We start from the raw sequence: 21879 nt of genomic DNA on the forward strand, positions 1-21879 counted from the left end.
AGGATTAATTAAAAAATATCTACTATATTATTTTTAATTGCATAAACTGCAGCTTGTGTTCTATCTGATACATTGATTTTCTTGAATATATTTGATACGTGATTTTTTACTGTCTTTTCACTAATACATAGATTATGTGCTATTTCTTTATTTAACATACCTTCGGTAATAAGTTTCAAAACTTCTATTTCCCTCTTAGTTAACTTATTGAACCCTACTTCTTTTTCTTCTCTAGTATTATTCATTCTCTTAAATAATAAAGATGCCATATTTGGTTGTATATAAGACTCACCATTATATATGGTTCTGATAGCTTTAATTAAAACATCTGATTCAGAATCTTTTAGTACATATCCTTGAACACCAATTTCAAATGCTTTGTACAGATATTCTACTTCATTATGAATAGTTAATATCAGTGTTTTAGTTGGAATATTATTTTCGTTCAGATATTTTATGACCTCTAGTCCATTCATACGAGGCATATTAATATCAAGCAACACAACATCAGGATTGCCCTCTACGATCTTTTGAATTGCCTCTGAACCATCCCCGGCTTGATCAATGACTTCTATATCATCTTCCAGCTCAATTAATTGTTTAAGACCCTCTCTAACCATTGAATGGTCATCTGCGATAAGTATTTTAATGTTATTCATTAATATCCTCCTTGCTTTCCAAAATAGGTATCTTTACATAGATTGTTGTACCCATTCCCCTCTCAGATTTTAACTTATATTCACCCATTAATAAGTTAGTTCTTTCTCTCATCATAGTAATACCAAACCCTCTATTATTTTCCATGTTAAGTTTTACATTATTTATATCAAAGCCATCACCATCATCGTTTATTATCAATTCAATAAATTCCGAATTATAGTTAAGCTTAATATTTACATTAGCAGCATTAGAATGCTTTTTAGCATTATTTATTGCTTCTTGAACAATTCTATATAAAGTTAAAGAAATAATAGAATTAACATTATCTTCCCCGTTCATCACATCTAAGGTTATATCATAATTAACTTCATTTCTAATTTTATCTATATATCTTTCTAAGGTAGGAACTAAACCAAGATCATCTAAAGCCATTGGTCTGAGATTATAGATCATCCTTCTAGTTTCATCAATAGTTGTTCTTATAATAGATTTGAGAGACTGTAATTCCAATCTAGTTCTATCAATATCCTTATCTAATAATTTAATGCATAGTTCAGTCTTGAGAATAAGATTAGATAGGTTCTGTGATGGTCCATCATGCATTTCTCTAGAAATTCTTAACCTTTCCTCTTCCTGAGCTTTTATAACTTTCAATCCCCATATTTCTTTTGTATACATATTATTAACTTCATTATTGATTTCGTTAAGTTCACCAGATAAAATGTCATATGCAAAATCTAGATTATTACTTACATAATCAGATTTTTCAGCTATCTGCCTAATAGTTTTAAGCTGATTTTCTAGATTATCCCTCTTATGCACTATTTCCATTTCTTTTTCATATTCAAGTGAAAGCCTATTCTTTATATCTTCAATTTCCTTTTGGACCAACTTAATTTCGTCATCTGTATACAGATGACAATTTTTGTTAATAATGGATAATTTTGTTTTGCTAAGATTTAACTTTTTCTCTAACGTTGCCACATTATTTATAATGTCGTTAGCTTCATCTTTCAGAATTGTAAATTTATCTTCTATTTCTACATATCTCTTTTTAATGAAAGAACTTATTTCATAAATCTCTTTATTTCTTTCTTTTATTATTTCTTTCGTATCATTAATTATGGAATCCAATTTTTCCATTACATTTTTATACATTTTTTTAACACCTACTGACAAAATATAACCTAAACTTTTAGATATATTATTATATCATTAAAGTATATTATAATACAAGCAAATTACGTATATTAGTACTATCTTAGGAGTTAAAATGTTCCAGCAAATAGGAACATAAAAACTAAATGAATTTAGTAACATTTTACATAATTTTATTCAAACATATTATATAATAATATTTTTTGTTATATAATAATATAAAATATTATTATTTTCAGTATTTTAATTGGAAAATTTAACAAACTATTACGTTTTTATAAATTCTAAATAATTCTATTGAATTTTTTCCTAATTTGCTACATAATAGATAGTAGACGTAATACCTATAAAACAATAATAAAAAAGTTCTATACTATATCTTATATAAATATGTGGTATAATGAATTTGTTCAACACACAATGGTAAAAATAGGAAGAACATATCTTTCCTATAAGGTAAAATAATAGAAAGGAGAAAGCAAGTGAAAAAACATACAAAAAATCTATTTTACTTTTTAGTATCGTTAATTACAATCTCGTTAATAAATAAAATAATATTCATAACCTCTACTATCAGGAATAATCTATTCTCATGCAATAGTTATTATTATGGGTGGAAATTTGGTAAATTATTTTATACTGTACAAGGAAAAGGGAAACCAATACTATTGATTCATAGTTTATATATGGGAAGTTCAGACTATGAATTCAGAAAAATAGTTAAGAACCTATCAGCCAATCATACTGTCTATACATTAGATTTAATTGGTTATGGTAGATCAGACAAACCTAAAATTACGTATACGGCTTTTTTATATGTTCAATTGATATCTGATTTCGTTAATGAAGTCATAAAAGAAAAAACAGATGTAATTGCTTCTTCTTCTAGTTCATCATTTGTTACTATGGCTTGTTATCAAAATCCAGATATATTTGACAAATTACTATTCATTAACCCAACCAGTATAGCATCACTTCAAAAAAATCCTAGTAAAAAGGATAAACTATTAAAATATGTGTTGGAAACACCTATATTAGGAACAACAATATATAATATTGCTTGCTCTAAATATATTTTGAGAACTAACCTGAAGAAGAGATTTTACTACAATAAAAAATTGGTAAGAAAAAAATATATAACTATATACCATGAAGCTTCACACCTACAAGGATCAAATAACAAATTTTTATATGCCTCAAAATGTTGCAAGTATTTGAATGTCTCCATTAATAGTGCAATAGAAAATATTAACAATAGCATTTATATATTAACTGGAGATAATGATAACTCAGAAGATATTATCAACAGCTATTTAACCCTAAATCCAGCAATAGAATATTCATATGTACATGATACTAAACTATTGCCTCATTTAGAAAAGCCTGCTGATATAATAGACATTTGTAATATTTATTTTAATTAACACAATCGTAATTTTATAAAAAATATAATAAATATTAATCTAAAATATTAATTGCCTCCCTATTGATTAAGGAGGCAATTTTAATATACTATTATTTGCAATTACATTTTCTCTTCATTTTACCTTTTTCAAGTCGCATATTAATGTGTTCAATATCAGCTTCTTGATACACTTCTCCACATTCTTCAAATCCAATCTTTTTATAAAAATTAACTGCTGGTAATTGAGAATGAACTTCTACAAAATCAGCACCTGTATCAAAAGCTTTTTGAATCAGCATTCTAACTATTAGATCTCCGTAATAGTTACCTCTCTTTTCTTTTAATACAGCAATTCTCCCTATAAGATAAAGATTGTCTTGTATAATCATTCTACCTGTCCCTACAGGGTTTTTATCTTCATATACAACTACATGTACCGCTTCTTTATCTTCGCCATCAAAAACTATATTATAATCAATATTTTGCTCATTCACAAAAACCTTGTCCCTAACAAAAATAGCATCTTCAATATTTTTATCGCCATTAATATATATAGCATTAATCATAAGTAACACTACCCTTCTTTTAGTCGTTAAGAAAGTTTCCTTGATGCATATGAAAACGTAGATATTTCATAGGCTTAAAAGGTATTACTTTCTTAAGATAAGAAATATGTACATATTAATCTTATTAGTTCATAGGTATAACTATATTTATCTCATAAGAATCATCTACTTCTTTTACCTTATAATCAATATCAATACCTGAACTCTCCATCATATCAACTGCCTGCTTAATAGTATTAGTAAATATTCTTATATCTTTTAGATATCTTTTTACCTTTGCTTTATCTTTCTTGTTTACTTGTTCAATTAATCTATTTAATGTTCTATCAATTAACTCTTCAGTTTTTTTAACGTTCAGAGATTGTTCAACTACTTTATTAAGAATATTAAGCTGTAACTCTTCATTAGGTAATTTTAATAAAGCTCTAGCATGTCTCTCAGACAAACTGTTATCAAGTAGAACTTTTTTGACATTATTACTTAATTTAAGTAATCTTAACTTGTTAGCTATGGTAGATTGGCTTTTACCTACTTGTTTAGCAACCTCATCCTGTGTTAAATCATAATCATTGATTAGATTATAATAGCCTTCTGCTTCTTCAATATAATTAAGATTTTCTCTTTGTAAGTTTTCTACTAATGCTATAACAGCACTATCTTTATCATTTACATCAATAACAATTGCAGGTATCTCTGTAAGACCAGCTAATTTACTAGCTCTCAATCTTCGTTCACCAGCGATAAGTTCATAATATTCATCATTAATCCGTCTAACACTAATAGGCTGCATTATTCCAAATTCTTTAATTGAATTAGCTAATTCATCTAACATTAATTTATCGAATACTCTTCTAGGCTGATATGGATTAGGTCTAATATTATTAACAGAAATGAAGGTTACATTATATTCATTAATCATACTCAAAACTATTCCTCTCTTCTTTAGTTAATTTATTTATATTAAGATGTTCAGGGAACACCCTCTGCATTAAGAGCTAATATAATTTTGATTTTAATAAATTACACTAATTGTATTTTAAAATCTATCTTATTACATATCATTATAATAATTCTCAAACATTAATACCCATTTAAATTCTATACAAAATATAATAATTAGGATGTTGAAAATATCATGTATAGAAAATCATTAAACATTATTTTTCTCTATTTTATCTTATACTTATTATATCAAAAATCCTAACAAAATCAAAATTATTTCCCAGGAAATATTATTTATCTCAAAGGATTTTTCTTAGGTTTACCAGCTTTTCTTGGATATTTATTAGGCGTAATCTTTTCCTTTTTAATAAGAACAAATGATCTTTCTATCTCAGAAAAAGGAATTTCAACATTCTGGGTTTCTTCTAAAAATCCTCCTAATTTACTGATAGCATTTCTAGATATTTCAATCTCATCACTTGATTTACTGGATTTATAAGGTATAAAATAACCTCCACATCTAACAAATGGAATACAATACTCACTAAGAACAGATAAATCTGCAACTGCTCTTGATACACATATATCAAATTGCTCTCTATAAATATCAGTATTACCTAGATCTTCAGCTCTTGAATGAATACATACAATATCATCAAGTAACAGTTCATCTATAACATTTGACAAAAAATTAATTCTTTTATTAAGAGAATCAACCAATGTCACCTTAAGATGAGGATATACTATCTTGAGGGGGATACCTGGAAATCCTGCCCCTGTACCTAAATCAATCAAGCTGTTGCTTATACTTAGGTCCATAACATTTTTTATAGCTATACTATCCAAAAAATGCTTGATGATAACTTCTTGTTCATCCACAATAGAAGTAAGATTGATCTTATTATTCCATTCAATCAACATCTCATAATATTTATCAAATTGTTTTACCTGATTATCTGTTAGTTTAAAACCTAATTTCTCTGCACCTTCTATTAGTATATGATTGTATCTCATATCATCATCCTAACTTATTATTATTTATAGCTTATAGGTATCCATTAACCTAAGAATTATAATTTCTTCTTAGTTGTTCAAGATACACTAATAATACAGATATATCTGCTGGTGACACACCTGATATACGAGACGCTTGACCTATAGACCTTGGTTTGACACTATTAAGTTTTTGCATAGCCTCTATTCTAAGTCCTTTTATATCTTCATAATTCAAATCATCTGGTAGATATTTTTTCTCTAACTTCTTGAACTGTGTAACTTGCTTTTGTTGACGACTTATATATCCCTCATACTTAAGAGAAATATTAACTTGTTCTATTACATCTGGTTCAAGTTGTGGTCTACTCTTATCAATTTCTCCTAATACATCATAATTAAGCTCTGGACGTCTAAGTAATTCAGCTAATGTACTGCCAGAACGTAATGTAGAGCTATCATACTTTTCTAAAAAGTCATTAACCTCTTTATTAGCACCTACCGTAGTATTCTTCAATCTATTTATTTCTTCATCTATCTTCTTATCTTTTTCTATAACACTATTATGTCTTTCATCGGAGATCAATCCTACTTTGTGACCTATTGATGATAATCTAATATCTGCATTATCCTGTCTTAACAATAATCTATATTCAGCTCTTGATGTCATCATTCTATAAGGCTCATTAGTACCTTTTGTAACCAGATCATCAATAAGAACTCCTATATAGGCATCAGACCTATCCAACACTATCTGTTCTTTTCCTAATATCTTCATACTAGCATTAATACCAGCTATAAGCCCTTGTGCAGCTGCTTCTTCGTATCCTGAACTTCCATTGAACTGCCCCGCACTATATAGACCAGAGATATTCTTGAACTCAAGTGTAGAATTTAATTGTAAAGGATTGATACAATCATATTCAATAGCATAACCTGGTCGCATGATTACACATTTTTCTAAACCTGGAAGAGTTCTTAACATATCTCTTTGAACATCTTCTGGAAGAGAACTTGACATTCCTTGAACATACATCTCATTAGTATATTCACCTTCTGGCTCTAGAAAAACTTGATGTCTCTCTTTATCCTGGAATCTAACAACTTTATCTTCTATGGAAGGGCAATATCTTGGACCCGTACCCTCTATAACTCCACTGTAAAGAGGTGATCTATCAAGATTTTTCTTAATGATACTATGAGTATCTGCATTAGTATAAGTTAACCAGCATGATATTTGGTCTCTCTTGATTTCCTCTTCTGTATTCATGAATGAGAATGGAACAATTCTTTCGTCACCTTTTTGTTCATCCATTTTATTAAAATCAACTGTACTCTTGTCAATTCTTGAAGGAGTACCAGTTTTGAATCTGTACATCTCAATTCCCAAATTTCTTAGACTATCAGTAAGATGATTAGCTGCAAGCAGACCATTGGGTCCACTATTAATACTAACCTCCCCATATATACAACGTGCCTTTAGATAGGTTCCACTAGCAATTATTACTGTTTTGCTATTAAATACAGCACCTGAAATAGTTTTTACTCCTGTAATTTTACCATCTTCAGCTATTATATCAGTTACTTCACTTTGTTTTATAGTTAGGTGTGAAGTGTTTTCTAAGATTATTTTCATTTCCTTGGAATAGGTAAATTTGTCTGCTTGAGCTCTTAGAGAATGAACTGCAGGACCTTTACCAGTATTCAGCATCCTTGATTGTAAATACGTTTTATCAATATTTTTACCCATTTCACCACCTAGAGCATCTATTTCACGAACTAGATGACCTTTTGATGTTCCTCCTATACTAGGATTACATGGCATCATGGCTATACTATCTAAACTTACCGAGAATATAACTGTTTCAAGACCTAATCTGGCAGCAGCTAAAGCGGCTTCACACCCTGCATGTCCAGCACCTATAACAGCTACATCGTAATTTCCTTCAATATAACTCATATACATTAACTCCTTTTACATAAACTCTAGTCCATCAAGGCTATCAGGATAAATAAAACTTATTTGCTCAACTTTCCCACCTTTAATTTAATGCAGGTAAATTAAGGGTTATAGGTTTGGTTTACAGAATAAAAAGATAGAAGAAACACCTATATTTTTATTCTATAAAGCCTTTTAATTAGCTTACCTGCATAATATATTGAAGTGGGAAAGTTGAGTTATTTACCTAAACAAAACTGACTAAAAATTTGATGAATAATATCATCACTAACACTATCTCCTGTAATCTCTCCTAGATAATCGTAAGAATTCTTTAGATCAATAGACCAACAATCCTCAGGCATACCCATTTCTATTGATTCCTTAACAGAATTCAAACTATCTATTGCATTCTCAAGAGACACTTTATGTCGTATATTGGTAATATACAAATTATCATTAAAATTGATATCACCAATTAAAAACATATCTTTTATAGCCTTTTCTATATCATCTAAGCCTTTATTATCTTTCAACGATGTAGATATAACTTTAGTATTCTTAACTTCCTCATTAACAAATTCTTCTGTTATTCTAACAGGAAGATCAATCTTATTCAATAAAACAATTGTTTTTTTATTTTTGATCAGATTAAATATATATCTATCTTCTTCAGTCAAATCACTTGAAGCATCCAACATCATTATAACCAAGTCAGCTTCTTGAACCAATTCTTCTGATTTATTAACACCAATCTTTTCAACGATATCTTCTGTTTCTCTAATTCCAGCTGTATCAATTATTCTAAGTGGTATACCTTTTATATTCATATACTCTTCTAGGACATCTCTAGTTGTACCTGCTACATCAGTCACAATAGCTCTATCTTCATTTAATAACGCATTCATAAGGGAAGATTTACCCACATTTGGTTTACCCACTATGACTGTTTTAATACCTTCTCTAATAATTTTACCATCATCAGCTGAATTTAACAGTTTACTAACTTTTTCTTTTATCCCATCAAGATTATTTAACACCATATCTTCGCCTAATTCTTCATAATCATACTCTGGATAATCTATAGATGCTTCTATATGAGCTATCAATTCTATCAATTTACTTCTTATATTCTTTATTTCCCGGTAAATATTACCTTTTAATTGATTAACAGAGCTTTCCAAAGATAGTTCAGTTTTTGCGTTTATAATATCTATAACGGCTTCTGCACTTGATAAATCCATTCTTCCGTTTAAAAATGCTCTTTTAGTGAATTCCCCAGGTTCAGCCAATCTTGCTCCATTTGATAAAACCAAATGAAGTATCTTTTGCATTACTATGACCCCACCATGACAATTAATTTCAATTATATTTTCTTTCGTATACGTATTAGGTTCTTTCATAACAGATACAAGCACTTCGTCAATTATTTCATTTGACTCTGGATTAATTATATTACCATAATGGATTGTATGTGTTTTCTGTTCTATCAACATTTTTTTCTTTTTTGAAACAAATAATTTGTCTGCAATGATAATAGCATCTTCTCCACTTATTCTAATAATACCAATACCTGATGCAGATAATGAAGTAGATATAGCTGCTATTGTATTATTTACCATAACAAATCTCCTTTTTGCTTATTTCCTATATTATCATAAAAAACCCATGCTCGTAAGCTTGGGTCTTTATAAAGACGGGAGCTTAGGCCCCCTTTTATTACTTTTTGAAATTATTAGGTGTAATTACTACTTTTCTAAATGGTTCTTCTCCCTCACTATGAGTATCTACATATTTATCATTCTGCAATGTGGAATGAATTATTCGTCTTTCATAAGGATTCATAGGCTCTAGGCTAAATTTTCTATTAGTCTTTCTTACTTTATAAGATAAATTCTTAGCTAAATTCTCAAGAGTCTCTTTTCTTCTTTCACGATAATTCTCTGTATCCAATTTAACTCTTACATACTTATCCGATTCCTTATTAACTACCAAACTTACTAAGTATTGTAACGAATCCAGTGTTTGCCCTCTTTTACCAATAAGAACTCCCATGCTTGGACCACTTAACTCAATATCCAAGTTCTGCTCTTTTAGTTGAGCCACAATTTCAACTTTTAGATTCATTACCCTAAATATATTTTCTAAAAACTCAGTAGCTACATCAGATAAATTTATTTTTTTAGTAACTTTAACTTTAGCTAATTTTGAACTAAACAAACCAAGTAAACCAGTTGGACCTTTATCGATAACTTCAATGTTAACTTTATCACTTGTAGTCCCCAATTCGATTAATGCCTCAGTTATAGCATCATTAACGTTTTTTCCTGTTTTTTCAACAAAATTCATTTTAGAACTTTCCTCCTTAAATTTTATATATTCAACTTTTATACAAACATAAACTATTCAATTTTAAAATCCAAAAATAAAAGTTGTATATATAATAAAGCTATCCTATGGATTTTATAAACATTACAAACTATGGTGAGTTCTATTTTGTTTTATAAATTATGCGAAATTTATTAGGTTATTTTTTGTCTTTTTTAAGATGATTGTTGATTACAATTTGTTGTACTAATTGGAAAGAACTACTTGTTAACCAATAAAGACCTAAACCAGCTGGCATTGTAACAACGAAGAATACTGTAATAAGAGGCATAGTATACATCATAGTCTTATTAGTAGCAGCTTGTTTTTCGTCCATATTTTTATTATTACTGCTCATTGTAGTCTTAGAAACTAAAAACTGAACAACAACATTCAATACTGGTATTAAGAGACCAATAGACATTAAGTCAGGCTTGTCTGCTAAATTGATGCCTAAGAAATAGTTAATATCCGTTAACTGATTTACAAGTGGTGCAATCTTATCTCCAACTGAATTAAAGTGGTCAGTAAACTTAGTCCAATCAGATGAACTAAAAGTACTTAATAGATCTATAACTTTATCGTTAGAAGCTATATCAAAATTCTTAACTGGTATTTTAGCAGCCTCATTCAAACTTGTAATATAATCTCCAAAACCTGCTACACCTCTTACGCTAGCTATTATACTAAGGTAAATACCTTTTATGCTCATGATATAAGCTGGTATATTTCTGAGAACTTGAAATAATGACATGATAATAGGAAATTGAATTAATAATGGTAAACATCCTCCAAAAGGACTTACATTATGTTCTTGATATAACTGGCTCATTTCCATTCTCATCTTATTTTGAGATTCTGCATCTTTTTTATTTTTATACTTGTCTTGTATTTTCTTTAGCTTTGGTTGAATTGCTTGCATACCAATCATTGATTTTTGTTGTTTAAAAGCTAAAGGCAACATTAATAATCTAATAATAACAGTAAATAATATGATACTGATTCCCAAAGATTCAATACCTATTGCACTAAATAAATTATATATAGCGTCCATAATCGCACCAAAAACTTTAGCTATTGGACCTATTATAAATGAACTGCTCTGTGTTAGAACAACAATATTCGACAATAACATGAAATTAGTTCCTCCTAATATTTTATGGTACTGGGTCATATCCACCTTTATGGAATGGATGACATCTTAAGATTCTTTTAATACTTAACCAAGCTCCTTTTAGAAATCCATACTTGACTATAGCTTCATATGCATACGTTGAACAAGTAGGCGTATAAATACATGATGGCTTCTTTAAAGGAGAAATAAATTTTCTATAAAAAATTATAAATTTTAATGAAATATTTTTAAAGACATTCATATATATCACTTCTCTTTATATTCTAATAGGTTATGTTTTCTCAATAAGTTGTTTAATGATTTTTCTATATCTTTAAAACTTGCATTTGAAGAGTTGACCCTTCCTATTACAACAATATTATATCCAGTTTTTATTCTGTTCTCATTAAGCCTATAATTTTCTTTTACTAATCTAGTGACCCTATGTCTAACTACACTGTTCCCAACTTTTTTACTTACAGAGATTCCTAACCGATTAATAGAATCTCCATTACTATAAATATACATAACTAAATAGTTATTTGCAAGGGATCTACCCTTGTTAAAAACGATTTTGAAATCTTTTCTTTTCTTTAACGATTCTGTCCTGTTCATAAATAACTTCCTCCCATACTATAAGGTAATAAGACCTCTATTAAACCTTAAAAACAATTCAATAAATTCTAGTAAAATCAGGTTTGGAGGATAGTATAAAAGGCCACAAAATGAGGCCTTAAGCTGACAATTTTTTTCTACCTTTTGCTCTTCTTCTTGCTAAAACGCTTCTTCCACTCTTAGAACTCATTCTTTTTCTAAAACCATGTTCTCTACTTCTTTGTTTCGTTTTAGGTTGGTATGTCATTTTCATGAATAAGCACCTCCTTTAAAATTACATAGTATACAACAATGTTCTTTTTTATTAAATAACATGTACCATTTAATGATAAGCAATTTATCAAAATACATATAATTTACTAATACTAATGAAAAATAATAATGCTTCATAGATTCATCTACATAAAAGCACTATTCTAATTATATTAAAAAACTATCTTCTAGTCAAGAAAAAAATGTTTCTAGTCAGTAGAACTATGTCTAAATAATAATCCTACAAATTTTTATCCACAATTTTTTTGTGTTTTTTCCACATTTTGTGGATAATATGTTAAAAACTATTTATCCACAACTGTCAATAAAAATGTGGATAAGTCGACAATTTGTTATTGATTTACAAAAATTTACAGTTCTAATTTTAGTTATATTTATGCACATTAAAAACTATTAACAGCCTGTACATTATTTTAATCAACACAATGTGGATAAAATTGGAGTTATCCAAGTTATCCACACTATTAACATACTATGAAACCAACTTATCAACAATTTTTATCCACACATCAACATTATTTCATTGAAAATTAGTTCTGTATAGCGTATTATATACTGTAGATAGTAAGATGAAAATGAATAAGTATGTTCATTTTACGGTATATTTTTATATTATTATGATTGTATCGTTAATATGGGAAATATACCCTGAATAATGCAAAGGAGGATATATGATGAGTCATTCCGTTATTGAAAAATGGGACAAAATTCAAGAGCTACTTAGGGATGAATCAGATATTTCAAAAATATCTTATAAAACTTTTCTAGAAAATCTGGAGCCTATTAGAGTACATGATAACACAATCATAATAAAAACAGATGATGAGATCGGTCGTGACTATATAGAAAGAAAATATAGCAAATCGATCATAATCGCAATTAGAGAAATAGTAGGTGAAATATATAACATTAAGTTTATGCTGCCAAGCGAGATAGAAAGAGAAGAAAAAAGATCTAGTGGCAAAAGACAACCTACTATTAATAATAATGAATATAATAGCCTCAATTCTAGATATACATTTGATACATTTGTTGTAGGTAACAACAACAAATTAGCCCATGCTGCGGCTTTAGCGGTTGCTGAATCACCAGCAGAGGCATATAATCCTCTTTTTATATATGGTGGTGTTGGGTTAGGAAAAACTCACTTGATGCATTCAATAGCTCACTTCATTCTCTCGGAGAATAGTGAATCAAAAGTATTATATGTATCTTCAGAAAAATTTACTAATGAATTGATTAATTCCATTAGAGATGATAAAAATGAAGAATTCAGGCAAAAATATCGTAATATAGATGTTCTATTAGTTGATGATATACAATTTATTGCAGGAAAAGAACGAACTCAGGAAGAATTCTTCCATACATTCAATACTTTATATGAAGCAAAAAAACAGATAATCATATCAAGTGATCGCCCACCAAAGGAAATCGAAACTTTAGAAGAAAGGTTAAGATCCAGATTCGAATGGGGGTTAATAGCAGATATTCAACCGCCTGATTTTGAAACAAGGATGGCCATACTTCAGAAAAGAGCTGAACTTGAACACCTTAATCTACCAAATGATGTTATACAATATGTTGCAACAAACATAAAATCCAATATTAGAGAACTAGAAGGTGGAATCAATAAAATTATTGCTTATTCTACCTTAGTACATAAAGACCTTACCAAGGAATTGGCTGAAGATGCTCTAAAAGATTTGATAACACCAGAAAAAGATAAAGAGATAACGCCAGAATTTATATTAGAGATCGTTGCAGAGCACTATAACCTTAACCCTACAGATATTGTTTCTAAAAAAAGACCGAGAGAAATAGCCTATCCAAGACAAATAGTTATGTATCTATCAAGAACATTAACTGATTTATCCTTACCTAAGATAGGACAAATACTTGGTAAACGTGACCATACAACAATTATCCATGGATACGAGAAGATAAGTAAAGATATCCAAAAAGATAGCGCATTAAAAAACACTATAGAAATACTTACGAAAAAAATAACAGGGAAATAGAAGCTACATTTAATAAATTATAATGTACTTAAAATAAGATGAATAACGTAGGAATTAGTGATAAATTCAACTTATAGATAAATGCATTATAATTTTTTTTAGGGCTATAAAGTTATCAACATAAGGGTGTTAAGAATATATGTATAACCTGTGCAAAACATTTTGCAGGGGTACAACCTCTTTCAACCTGTGGATACTTTATAAAAAAAAACAAATTAATCAACAGACTTATTAGATTTATTAACAGATACTAACAATAGGGGTTTAGAATACTTATGAACATATTAACAAGCCCTATTATTATAATTACTATAAAAAAATATATATTATCTATATACACGTGTGAAAGGAGTTATTAACAATTATGAAACTAACTTGTAGTAAAAGTGATTTATTAAATGGAGTAACAACTGTTTTAAAAGCAGTATCAACTAGAACGACATTACCTATATTAGAATGTATTTTATTACAAGCAACATCAAGTGGCTTCAAATTAATTAGTAATGATCTAGAACTTGGTATTGAAAGTAACGTAAACGCTAATATTATTGAAACTGGAACAGTTGCTCTAAAAGCTAAGATCTTTTCTGAGATAGTTAAGAAATTACCTGATAATGAAGTTGAGATAACAGTTGATGAAAAAAATTACACTACTATAATATGTGAAAAATCCAAATTCAATATATCAGGTCAATCAGGAGATGACTTTTTACAACTTCCTAATGTATCAAAAGATAAATACATTAAAGTTTCTCAACTGAAACTTAAGGAAATGATAAGACAAACAATATTTTCTATAGCTCTAGAAGAAATAAGACCTATATTAACTGGTGAATTATTAGAGATCAAGAACAGCGAATTGAATATCGTTTCTCTTGATGTACATAGAGTATCAATCAGAAAATTGGATTTTGAATCTGAATTTGATAATATCAATGTGGTTGTACCAGGAAAAACCTTAAATGAAATCAGCAAGATCTTAGACACAGATGAAGAAAAAGATGTAATGATTTATTTTACAGACAAGCATGTATTATTTGAACTAGAAGAAAGTATCATAGTTTCAAGGCTTCTAGAAGGAGATTTTCCAAAATATGAACAATTCTTCTCAAAAGATTACGATACATTGATTAAAGTTGAAAAACAAGAATTATTGAACAGTATCGATAGAGCTGCTTTAATATCCAGAGAAACAAAAAATAACCCTATCAAGATTACTATACAAAGTGATAGTATGGTTATTACATCCAATACTGATTTTGGTGATGTATACGAAGAAATTGATATTGAAAAAGAAGGTAATGAATTAGAGATAGCATTTAATCCAAAATATTTTATCGACGCATTAAAAGTAATTGATGAAGAATATATTTACTTACAATTCACTAATCCTCATAGTCCTTGTATTATTAAGCAGGTAGATGGAGATGAATATAAATATCTAATTGTTCCAATTAGAATAAGATAATCAAACTAAAGTTAGTATGAGAGGATTAAAAATATGGAAGAAATCAAAATCAAAGATGAATACATTAAACTAGGACAATTATTAAAATTAGCTGGGGCTGCTGATTCAGGAGTACATGCTAAAATATTAATCATTGATGGTGAAGTCACTGTTAATGGAGAAGTAGAAACAAGAAGAGGTAAGAAAATACATTCACAAGATATAGTTAGTGTAGCTGGATACGGAGAGATTAAAGTCATTTAAGAATTATATGTGCTTTAACTTTTATTAAGAATTTAGCTTTTTTGGAGTGCAAAAATATGTTTATAAAGTCATTATCATTAAAGGATTATAGAAATTATGAATACTGTGTTGTGAATTTTTCAAATGGAATCAATATATTGTTTGGGAAAAATGCTCAAGGCAAAACTAATATCATTGAAGCCATTTATTTGTGTGCAACTTCAAAATCACATAGGACAAGCAATGATAAAGAGTTAATTAACTTAGGTAACAGTGAAGCACATATAAAACTTACTGTTAATAAACAAGGTATTGACGAAGTAATAGATATCCACATCAAGAAAAATAATAGAAAAGGTATAGCAATAAACAGGATACCTATTAAAAAATTGAATGAACTATTAGGTATCGTTAACGTTATAATCTTTTCTCCCGAAGATTTGGGGTTAATCAAAAATGGTCCCAAAGAAAGAAGAAAATTCTTGAATTTAGAATTATGTCAACTGGACAATATATATTACCATAACTTGCAGCAATACCAAAAAATTTTGAAACAAAGAAATAATTTATTGAAAAACTTGAAAAAAATCAATAAAATTGACGAGACTATAAGTATATGGGATAATCAATTAGTCCAGTATGGCATTAAGATTATCAACAGACGAGAAGAATTTATAAATGATCTGAACGAAATTATAAATAAGATTCATTCAGATATATCTGGAAATAAAGAAAATCTTAAGATAGTGTACGAAAAGAATGTAAGTAATATAGATTTTAAACAAAAATTAGAAAATAATCTAGAAAAAGATATAAGATTCGGAACAACAAGTGTAGGTCCCCATAGGGACGACATGATGTTCTTAGTTAATGGAATAGATATTAGAAAATATGGTTCACAAGGTCAGCAGAGGACTGCTGCCCTATCGTTGAAACTATCGGAAATAAAATTGGTTGTGGATAAAATGGATGATACCCCAATTTTACTTCTAGATGATGTATTATCAGAATTAGATGATGATAGACAAAAGTATTTGATAAATTCTTTAGAGAACATTCAAACAATTGTTACTTGTACAGGTGTTGAAGATTATATAAAAAACAGTATTGATATTGGAAAATTATACCAAGTAAGTGAAGGAAATGTGACTCTATACGATTTACATAATAAAAAATGAAATTAATTCACTAAATAGTTGTTATGCCCTATTTGCAATAATTTACAGACTAATATATAATAGTTAGGATAGGTATAAATAACAATTTAATTAATACATCTTCATATGTACTTAATTAATTAACATATATAATAGATAAATATATGCGTATAATTATGCGTATCTAAACATAGAGCAGGAGGTTTATTATGAGTAATTTATCTGAATATAATGAAAGTCATATTCAAGTTTTAGAAGGGCTGGAAGCTGTTCGAAAAAGACCTGGTATGTATATTGGTAGTACTTCATCAAGAGGATTACATCATCTTGTCTATGAGATAGTAGATAATGCTATTGATGAAGCATTAGCAGATAGATGTGATTATATTGAAATAACAATACATCCCGATAATTCAGTATCAGTATTAGATAATGGATTTGGTATACCAGTTGGAATACATCATCAAAAAGGAATACCAGCAGTAGAAGTAGTTTTTACGATACTACATGCCGGAGGTAAATTCGGTGGCGGTAGCTATAAAGTATCTGGAGGTTTGCACGGAGTTGGTGCTTCTGTAGTTAATGCTCTTTCTGAATGGCTGAAGGTTCAGATATATACTGATGGTAAAATACACGAACAAAACTATGCAAGAGGTAAAGTGCTACATCCATTAAAAGTTATAGGTGAGACTGATAAGACGGGAACCTATATACATTTTAAACCAGACCCAGAAATATTTGAAGAAACAGTATATGATTTTCATACACTCAAACAAAGACTACAAGAAATGGCTTTCCTAACAAAAGGCCTAAAAATCAAATTTATTGATACTAGAGAAGAACAAGGTCCTCAGGAGCTTGAATTTCATTATGAAGGTGGTATCAAGGAATTTGTAAAATATAGAAATCGTAATAAAGATACATTATATGATCAAATAGCATATGCAGAAGGTACAAAAGACGGAGTATATGTTGAAGTCGCTTTCCAACATAATGACTCATACGTAGAAAATATATTCACCTTTGTAAATAATATCAATACACCTGAAGGCGGTACTCATCTAAGTGGATTCAGGACAGCCTTTACTAAGACTCTTAATGATTATGCAAGAAAAAATAAAATACTAAAAGATAACGAGAAGAACTTATCTGGTGAAGATGTAAGAGAAGGAATAGCTGCTGTTATCAGTATAAAGATTGAAGATCCACAGTTTGAAGGTCAGACAAAACAGAAATTAGGTAACAGTGAAGCAAGAGGTGCTGTTGATTCTATAGTATCTGAGCAGCTTACTTACTTCTTGGAACAAAATCCAGCAGTAGCCAAAGTAATATTAGAAAAAGCATTGATGGCCAGTCGTGCAAGAGATGCTGCAAGAAAGGCTAGGGATCTGACAAGAAGAAAAAGTGCTCTAGAAAGTACTAGTCTACCAGGTAAACTAGCGGATTGTTCAGATAAGGATCCAACTAAATGTGAAATATATATTGTTGAGGGAGATTCAGCTGGAGGTTCAGCAAAATCAGCTAGATCAAGACAAACTCAAGCTATCTTACCTCTAAGAGGAAAAATACTTAATGTAGAAAAAGCCAGACTTGACAAAATACTTAGCAACAAAGAAATAAGAGCCATGATAACTGCTTTTGGAACAGGTATATCAGATGATTTTGATATAGAGAAATTAAGATATCATAAGATAATTATTATGACAGATGCCGATGTGGATGGTGCTCATATTAGAACATTGCTCTTAACATTTTTCTACCGTTATATGCCTAAACTTATTGAGCAGGGAAAAGTGTATATTGCACAACCTCCTCTTTATAAAGTTACAAAAAATAAAAACTCTCAGTATGTTTACAATGATAGAGTTTTAGAGAAATTGTTAAATGAAATTGGTAGAGACGGTATTAACCTTCAAAGATACAAAGGATTAGGTGAAATGGACGCAGAACAATTATGGGATACAACCATGGATCCAGATAAGAGAATACTATTAAAAGTTGAATTAGATGATGCAGCAAGTGCTGATGAAGTATTCACGACATTAATGGGTGATAAAGTTGAGCCTAGACGTGAATTTATTCAATCACATGCTAAGCATGTAAGAAATTTAGATATCTAAAATTTATAATAAAGCTAAAAATAACTCGACTAAATCACTTTTAATATGAGTTAAGTAAATAATAAATTAACATTAACATTGTTAATTTGGGAGGATTAATATAATGGATGAAAGACAAGAATACGATCAAATAATATCCGTTGATTTACAGGATGAAATGAAAAAATCATATATTGACTATGCCATGAGTGTTATTGCCTCAAGAGCACTACCAGATGTAAGAGATGGATTGAAGCCGGTTCATAGGAAAATATTATATTCAATGAGTGAACTTAATTTATCTCCTGATAAACCTTACCGTAAATCAGCAAGAATCGTTGGAGATACAATGGGTAAATATCACCCTCACGGTGATAGTTCTATTTACGATGCAATGGTTCGTATGGCACAAGATTTTTCTACTAGATATCTATTAGTAGATGGTCATGGGAACTTTGGTTCTGTTGATGGTGATAGTGCAGCTGCAATGCGTTATACAGAAGCTAGAATGAGTAAGATGTCAATGGAATTATTGGCTGATATAGGTAAAGATACTGTTGATTACAAACCTAACTTTGATGAATCATTAAAAGAACCTGAAGTCTTACCAGCAAGATTTCCTAACTTACTAGTAAACGGAACATCTGGAATTGCAGTTGGAATGGCAACTAATATACCACCTCATAACTTAAACGAAGTAATAGATGGTGTAGTTAAAATAATTGATAACAAAACAATTGAAGATAGAGAAACTGAAATAGATGAACTTCTAGAAATAATAAAAGGACCTGATTTTCCTACTTATGGTAAAATATTAGGACAAAATGGTATAAAACAAGCTTACAGAACTGGTAAAGGCAAGGTTAAAGTAAGAGCAGCTGTTGATATTGAGCCAATGCCAGGAAACAAACAGAGAATTATAGTTACAGAACTACCTTACCAAGTTAATAAAGCAAGATTAATAGAAAAGATTGCTGAATTGGTTAAGCTGAAAAAAATAGAAGGTATTTCTGACCTAAGAGATGAATCAGACCGTAAAGGTATGCGTGTTGTAATTGAATTAAAACGTGATGCTAATGCTAACGTCATATTGAATCAATTATACAAACATACTCAGCTACAGGACACATTTGGTATCAATATGCTTGCTCTTGTGAAAAATGAACCTAAGATACTCAACTTAAAACAAATGCTAGTATACTATTTAGAGCATCAAAAAGAAGTTGTCACAAGAAGAACTAAGTATGAATTGAAAAAAGCTGAGAATAGAGCACATATCTTAGAAGGATTGTTAAAAGCTTTAGAATTTATTGATGAAGTCATTAAGATAATAAGAGCTTCCAAAAGTACTGCTGAAGCCAAACTTAATTTGATAGATAGATTCCAGTTCAGTGAAATACAAGCCCAAGCTATAGTCGATATGAGACTTAGAGCGTTAACTGGTTTGGAAAGAGAAAAGATTGAAAACGAATATAGAGAACTAATGGAAAAGATAAAAGAATTAAAAGCCATATTAGCAGATGATAAATTATTATATGCTGTCATCAAAGAAGAGATATTAATAATCAAAGAAAAATATGGTGATCCAAGAAGGACAGAAATAACTTATGATGCAGGAGAAATCTCTTTAGAGGACCTTATCAAAAAAGAGCCAACAGTTATTACTATGACTCATCTTGGATATATTAAAAGAATGCCAATAAACACTTATAAAAGTCAACACAGAGGTGGAAAAGGTATTAAAGGTATGCAAACGAGAGATGAGGATTTCATACAGAACCTATTCATTACATCTACTCATCACTTTATATTATACTTTACAAACAAAGGTAAAGTATATAGATTAAAAGCATACGAAATACCTGAAGCTAGTAGAACAGCAAGAGGTACAGCTTTAGTTAATTTATTACAGTTAGATCCAGACGAACAAATAACAGCTGTAATACCTCTAAGTGAATATAGAGAAGACAGATATCTTCTTATGGCAACTAAAAAAGGTATTATCAAGAAGAGTAATATCATGGAATATGTAAATATCAGAATTAGTGGTCTTCAAGCAATAATTCTAAAAGAAGATGACGATTTAATTGAAGTTAAATTAACAGATAATAAACAAGACATAATACTAGGTACAAAATATGGACAATGTATCCGTTTCAGCGAAAGTGATGTAAGAGTTATTGGTAGAACATCCATGGGTGTTAGAGGTATGAATCTGAACCATGATGATGAAGTAATAGGTATGCAGTTAACATCACAAGGTACTGACTTATTGGTAGTATCAGAAAATGGATTAGGAAAACGAACTGATATTGATGAATTTACTACACAAAGACGTGGTGGTAAAGGAGTTAAATTCTATAAAATAACTGAAAAAACAGGTAATGTAATAGGAATAAAAGCGGTTAATGAAGATAATGAACTTATGATAATAACTACAGAAGGTATAGTTATCAGAATAAGAGTCAGTGATATATCCAGATTTGGTCGTGTCACTTCAGGGGTTAGACTAATGAACTTAGATGATGATATAGTTGTAGCAGGTATTGCAAGAATAAAAGAAGAAGTAACCCATGAAGAAGAAATTGAAGAGATAGAAGAAATAGAAGAAATAGAAGAAATAGATCCAGACGAAGAATTACAGGAAGAAAAAGAAGAAGAAAATAAACAATAATATAAGAATAACAAAAAGAGGTTACATAAAGTTCAATAAGACTTTATGTAGCCTTTTTCTTTTGAATTATTGCTGATAAAAGCCTGATTATTGACTTCAAGTTGTAATATACATGTAACAGTATATCTTAGTATATCTGTTATAATAGTATAAGAGGACTAGTTAACTATTAACATATAACTAAATGCTTAGTTTATGTTGGAGGTGAA

The 21879-nt window shown here is 29.4% G+C and carries 19 protein-coding genes; 7 read left to right on the forward strand and 12 right to left on the reverse strand.

Features of this window, described 5'->3' with window-relative positions:
* Nucleotides 1-8: 8 nt before the first annotated feature.
* Both HYG85_RS10680 and HYG85_RS10685 read right to left on the reverse strand, forming a co-directional pair.
* Complete coding sequence (locus tag HYG85_RS10680) at nucleotides 9-659, reverse strand: response regulator (protein ID WP_113672959.1); 651 nt, start codon at nucleotides 657-659, stop codon at nucleotides 9-11.
* Entirely contained in the window at nucleotides 652-1818 is a 1167-nt protein-coding gene (locus HYG85_RS10685; RefSeq protein ID WP_212693450.1) for a sensor histidine kinase, read from the reverse strand. The genes HYG85_RS10680 and HYG85_RS10685 overlap by 8 nt, the downstream gene beginning before the upstream one ends.
* Nucleotides 1819-2300: 482 nt before the next feature.
* Here HYG85_RS10685 and HYG85_RS10690 point away from each other — a divergent pair, with 482 nt between their 5' ends.
* Nucleotides 2301-3242: an alpha/beta fold hydrolase gene (locus HYG85_RS10690; protein ID WP_212693451.1), complete on the forward strand. Its 942-nt coding sequence runs from the start codon at nucleotides 2301-2303 to the stop codon at nucleotides 3240-3242.
* Nucleotides 3243-3333: 91 nt separating this feature from the next.
* On the opposite strand, the gene HYG85_RS10695 is transcribed toward HYG85_RS10690, so the two are convergent.
* The 10 genes from HYG85_RS10695 to rpmH all read right to left on the reverse strand — a co-directional run bounded on the left by HYG85_RS10695 (nucleotide 3334) and on the right by rpmH (nucleotide 12012).
* Nucleotides 3334-3789 carry a GNAT family N-acetyltransferase gene (locus HYG85_RS10695; RefSeq protein WP_212693452.1) on the reverse strand — a complete coding sequence of 152 codons (456 nt, stop codon included), beginning with the start codon at nucleotides 3787-3789 and terminating at the stop codon, nucleotides 3334-3336.
* A gap of 124 nt (nucleotides 3790-3913) precedes the next feature.
* Entirely contained in the window at nucleotides 3914-4708 is a 795-nt protein-coding gene (noc, locus tag HYG85_RS10700) for a nucleoid occlusion protein (RefSeq protein ID WP_113674475.1), read from the reverse strand.
* Nucleotides 4709-5025: 317 nt separating this feature from the next.
* Nucleotides 5026-5745 (reverse strand): 16S rRNA (guanine(527)-N(7))-methyltransferase RsmG, encoded by a 720-nt coding sequence (gene rsmG / locus HYG85_RS10705; RefSeq protein WP_212693453.1) that lies wholly within the window; start codon nucleotides 5743-5745, stop codon nucleotides 5026-5028.
* A 49-nt stretch (nucleotides 5746-5794) separates the two neighbouring features.
* Nucleotides 5795-7684: a tRNA uridine-5-carboxymethylaminomethyl(34) synthesis enzyme MnmG gene (gene mnmG, locus HYG85_RS10710; RefSeq protein WP_212693454.1), complete on the reverse strand. Its 1890-nt coding sequence runs from the start codon at nucleotides 7682-7684 to the stop codon at nucleotides 5795-5797.
* A 218-nt stretch (nucleotides 7685-7902) separates the two neighbouring features.
* Nucleotides 7903-9285: a tRNA uridine-5-carboxymethylaminomethyl(34) synthesis GTPase MnmE gene (mnmE, locus tag HYG85_RS10715; protein ID WP_212693455.1), complete on the reverse strand. Its 1383-nt coding sequence runs from the start codon at nucleotides 9283-9285 to the stop codon at nucleotides 7903-7905.
* Between the two features lie 97 nt (nucleotides 9286-9382).
* The gene (gene jag, locus HYG85_RS10720) at nucleotides 9383-10012 is read right to left on the reverse strand and encodes an RNA-binding cell elongation regulator Jag/EloR (RefSeq protein WP_113672966.1); all 630 of its coding nucleotides are present in this window, start codon (nucleotides 10010-10012) and stop codon (nucleotides 9383-9385) included.
* Between the two features lie 178 nt (nucleotides 10013-10190).
* Complete coding sequence (locus HYG85_RS10725; RefSeq protein ID WP_212693456.1) at nucleotides 10191-11165, reverse strand: YidC/Oxa1 family membrane protein insertase; 975 nt, start codon at nucleotides 11163-11165, stop codon at nucleotides 10191-10193.
* 22 nt (nucleotides 11166-11187) lie between these two features.
* Complete coding sequence (gene yidD, locus HYG85_RS10730) at nucleotides 11188-11406, reverse strand: membrane protein insertion efficiency factor YidD (protein ID WP_113672968.1); 219 nt, start codon at nucleotides 11404-11406, stop codon at nucleotides 11188-11190.
* A gap of 5 nt (nucleotides 11407-11411) precedes the next feature.
* Entirely contained in the window at nucleotides 11412-11759 is a 348-nt protein-coding gene (gene rnpA / locus HYG85_RS10735) for a ribonuclease P protein component (protein WP_212693457.1), read from the reverse strand.
* A 118-nt stretch (nucleotides 11760-11877) separates the two neighbouring features.
* Nucleotides 11878-12012 carry a 50S ribosomal protein L34 gene (rpmH, locus tag HYG85_RS10740; protein ID WP_113672970.1) on the reverse strand — a complete coding sequence of 45 codons (135 nt, stop codon included), beginning with the start codon at nucleotides 12010-12012 and terminating at the stop codon, nucleotides 11878-11880.
* Nucleotides 12013-12706: 694 nt separating this feature from the next.
* On the opposite strand from rpmH, the gene dnaA reads away from it, so the two are divergent.
* From dnaA to gyrA, 6 genes are all read left to right on the forward strand, one after another.
* Nucleotides 12707-14050: a chromosomal replication initiator protein DnaA gene (dnaA, locus tag HYG85_RS10745; protein WP_212693458.1), complete on the forward strand. Its 1344-nt coding sequence runs from the start codon at nucleotides 12707-12709 to the stop codon at nucleotides 14048-14050.
* A gap of 364 nt (nucleotides 14051-14414) precedes the next feature.
* On the forward strand, nucleotides 14415-15518 hold the full coding sequence (gene dnaN / locus HYG85_RS10750) for a DNA polymerase III subunit beta (protein ID WP_212693459.1): 1104 nt from the start codon (nucleotides 14415-14417) through the stop codon (nucleotides 15516-15518).
* Nucleotides 15519-15551: 33 nt separating this feature from the next.
* Entirely contained in the window at nucleotides 15552-15761 is a 210-nt protein-coding gene (locus HYG85_RS10755; protein WP_212693460.1) for an RNA-binding S4 domain-containing protein, read from the forward strand.
* A 56-nt stretch (nucleotides 15762-15817) separates the two neighbouring features.
* Nucleotides 15818-16918 (forward strand): DNA replication/repair protein RecF, encoded by a 1101-nt coding sequence (recF, locus tag HYG85_RS10760; RefSeq protein WP_212693461.1) that lies wholly within the window; start codon nucleotides 15818-15820, stop codon nucleotides 16916-16918.
* 188 nt (nucleotides 16919-17106) lie between these two features.
* Nucleotides 17107-19017, forward strand: coding sequence for a DNA topoisomerase (ATP-hydrolyzing) subunit B (gyrB, locus tag HYG85_RS10765; RefSeq protein ID WP_212693462.1), 1911 nt, complete (start codon nucleotides 17107-17109; stop codon nucleotides 19015-19017).
* 103 nt (nucleotides 19018-19120) lie between these two features.
* Complete coding sequence (gene gyrA, locus HYG85_RS10770) at nucleotides 19121-21670, forward strand: DNA gyrase subunit A (RefSeq protein WP_212693463.1); 2550 nt, start codon at nucleotides 19121-19123, stop codon at nucleotides 21668-21670.
* Nucleotides 21671-21879: the final 209 nt, after the last annotated feature.

The sequence above is a fragment of the Vallitalea guaymasensis genome (assembly GCF_018141425.1).
Lineage (GTDB): Bacteria > Bacillota > Clostridia > Lachnospirales > Vallitaleaceae > Vallitalea > Vallitalea guaymasensis.

Coding starts and splice junctions, on each gene's coding strand:
- rnpA (WP_212693457.1), bottom strand. CDS start 11,759: ATGAACAGGACAGAATCGTTAAAGAAAAGAAAAGATTTCAAAATCGTT.
- recF (WP_212693461.1), top strand. CDS start 15,818: ATGTTTATAAAGTCATTATCATTAAAGGATTATAGAAATTATGAATAC.
- mnmG (WP_212693454.1), bottom strand. CDS start 7,684: ATGAGTTATATTGAAGGAAATTACGATGTAGCTGTTATAGGTGCTGGA.
- yidD (WP_113672968.1), bottom strand. CDS start 11,406: ATGAATGTCTTTAAAAATATTTCATTAAAATTTATAATTTTTTATAGA.
- rsmG (WP_212693453.1), bottom strand. CDS start 5,745: ATGAGATACAATCATATACTAATAGAAGGTGCAGAGAAATTAGGTTTT.
- HYG85_RS10695 (WP_212693452.1), bottom strand. CDS start 3,789: ATGATTAATGCTATATATATTAATGGCGATAAAAATATTGAAGATGCT.
- mnmE (WP_212693455.1), bottom strand. CDS start 9,285: ATGGTAAATAATACAATAGCAGCTATATCTACTTCATTATCTGCATCA.
- gyrB (WP_212693462.1), top strand. CDS start 17,107: ATGAGTAATTTATCTGAATATAATGAAAGTCATATTCAAGTTTTAGAA.
- HYG85_RS10685 (WP_212693450.1), bottom strand. CDS start 1,818: ATGTATAAAAATGTAATGGAAAAATTGGATTCCATAATTAATGATACG.
- HYG85_RS10725 (WP_212693456.1), bottom strand. CDS start 11,165: ATGTTATTGTCGAATATTGTTGTTCTAACACAGAGCAGTTCATTTATA.
- gyrA (WP_212693463.1), top strand. CDS start 19,121: ATGGATGAAAGACAAGAATACGATCAAATAATATCCGTTGATTTACAG.
- rpmH (WP_113672970.1), bottom strand. CDS start 12,012: ATGAAAATGACATACCAACCTAAAACGAAACAAAGAAGTAGAGAACAT.
- HYG85_RS10680 (WP_113672959.1), bottom strand. CDS start 659: ATGAATAACATTAAAATACTTATCGCAGATGACCATTCAATGGTTAGA.
- dnaN (WP_212693459.1), top strand. CDS start 14,415: ATGAAACTAACTTGTAGTAAAAGTGATTTATTAAATGGAGTAACAACT.
- jag (WP_113672966.1), bottom strand. CDS start 10,012: ATGAATTTTGTTGAAAAAACAGGAAAAAACGTTAATGATGCTATAACT.
- HYG85_RS10755 (WP_212693460.1), top strand. CDS start 15,552: ATGGAAGAAATCAAAATCAAAGATGAATACATTAAACTAGGACAATTA.
- dnaA (WP_212693458.1), top strand. CDS start 12,707: ATGAGTCATTCCGTTATTGAAAAATGGGACAAAATTCAAGAGCTACTT.
- noc (WP_113674475.1), bottom strand. CDS start 4,708: ATGATTAATGAATATAATGTAACCTTCATTTCTGTTAATAATATTAGA.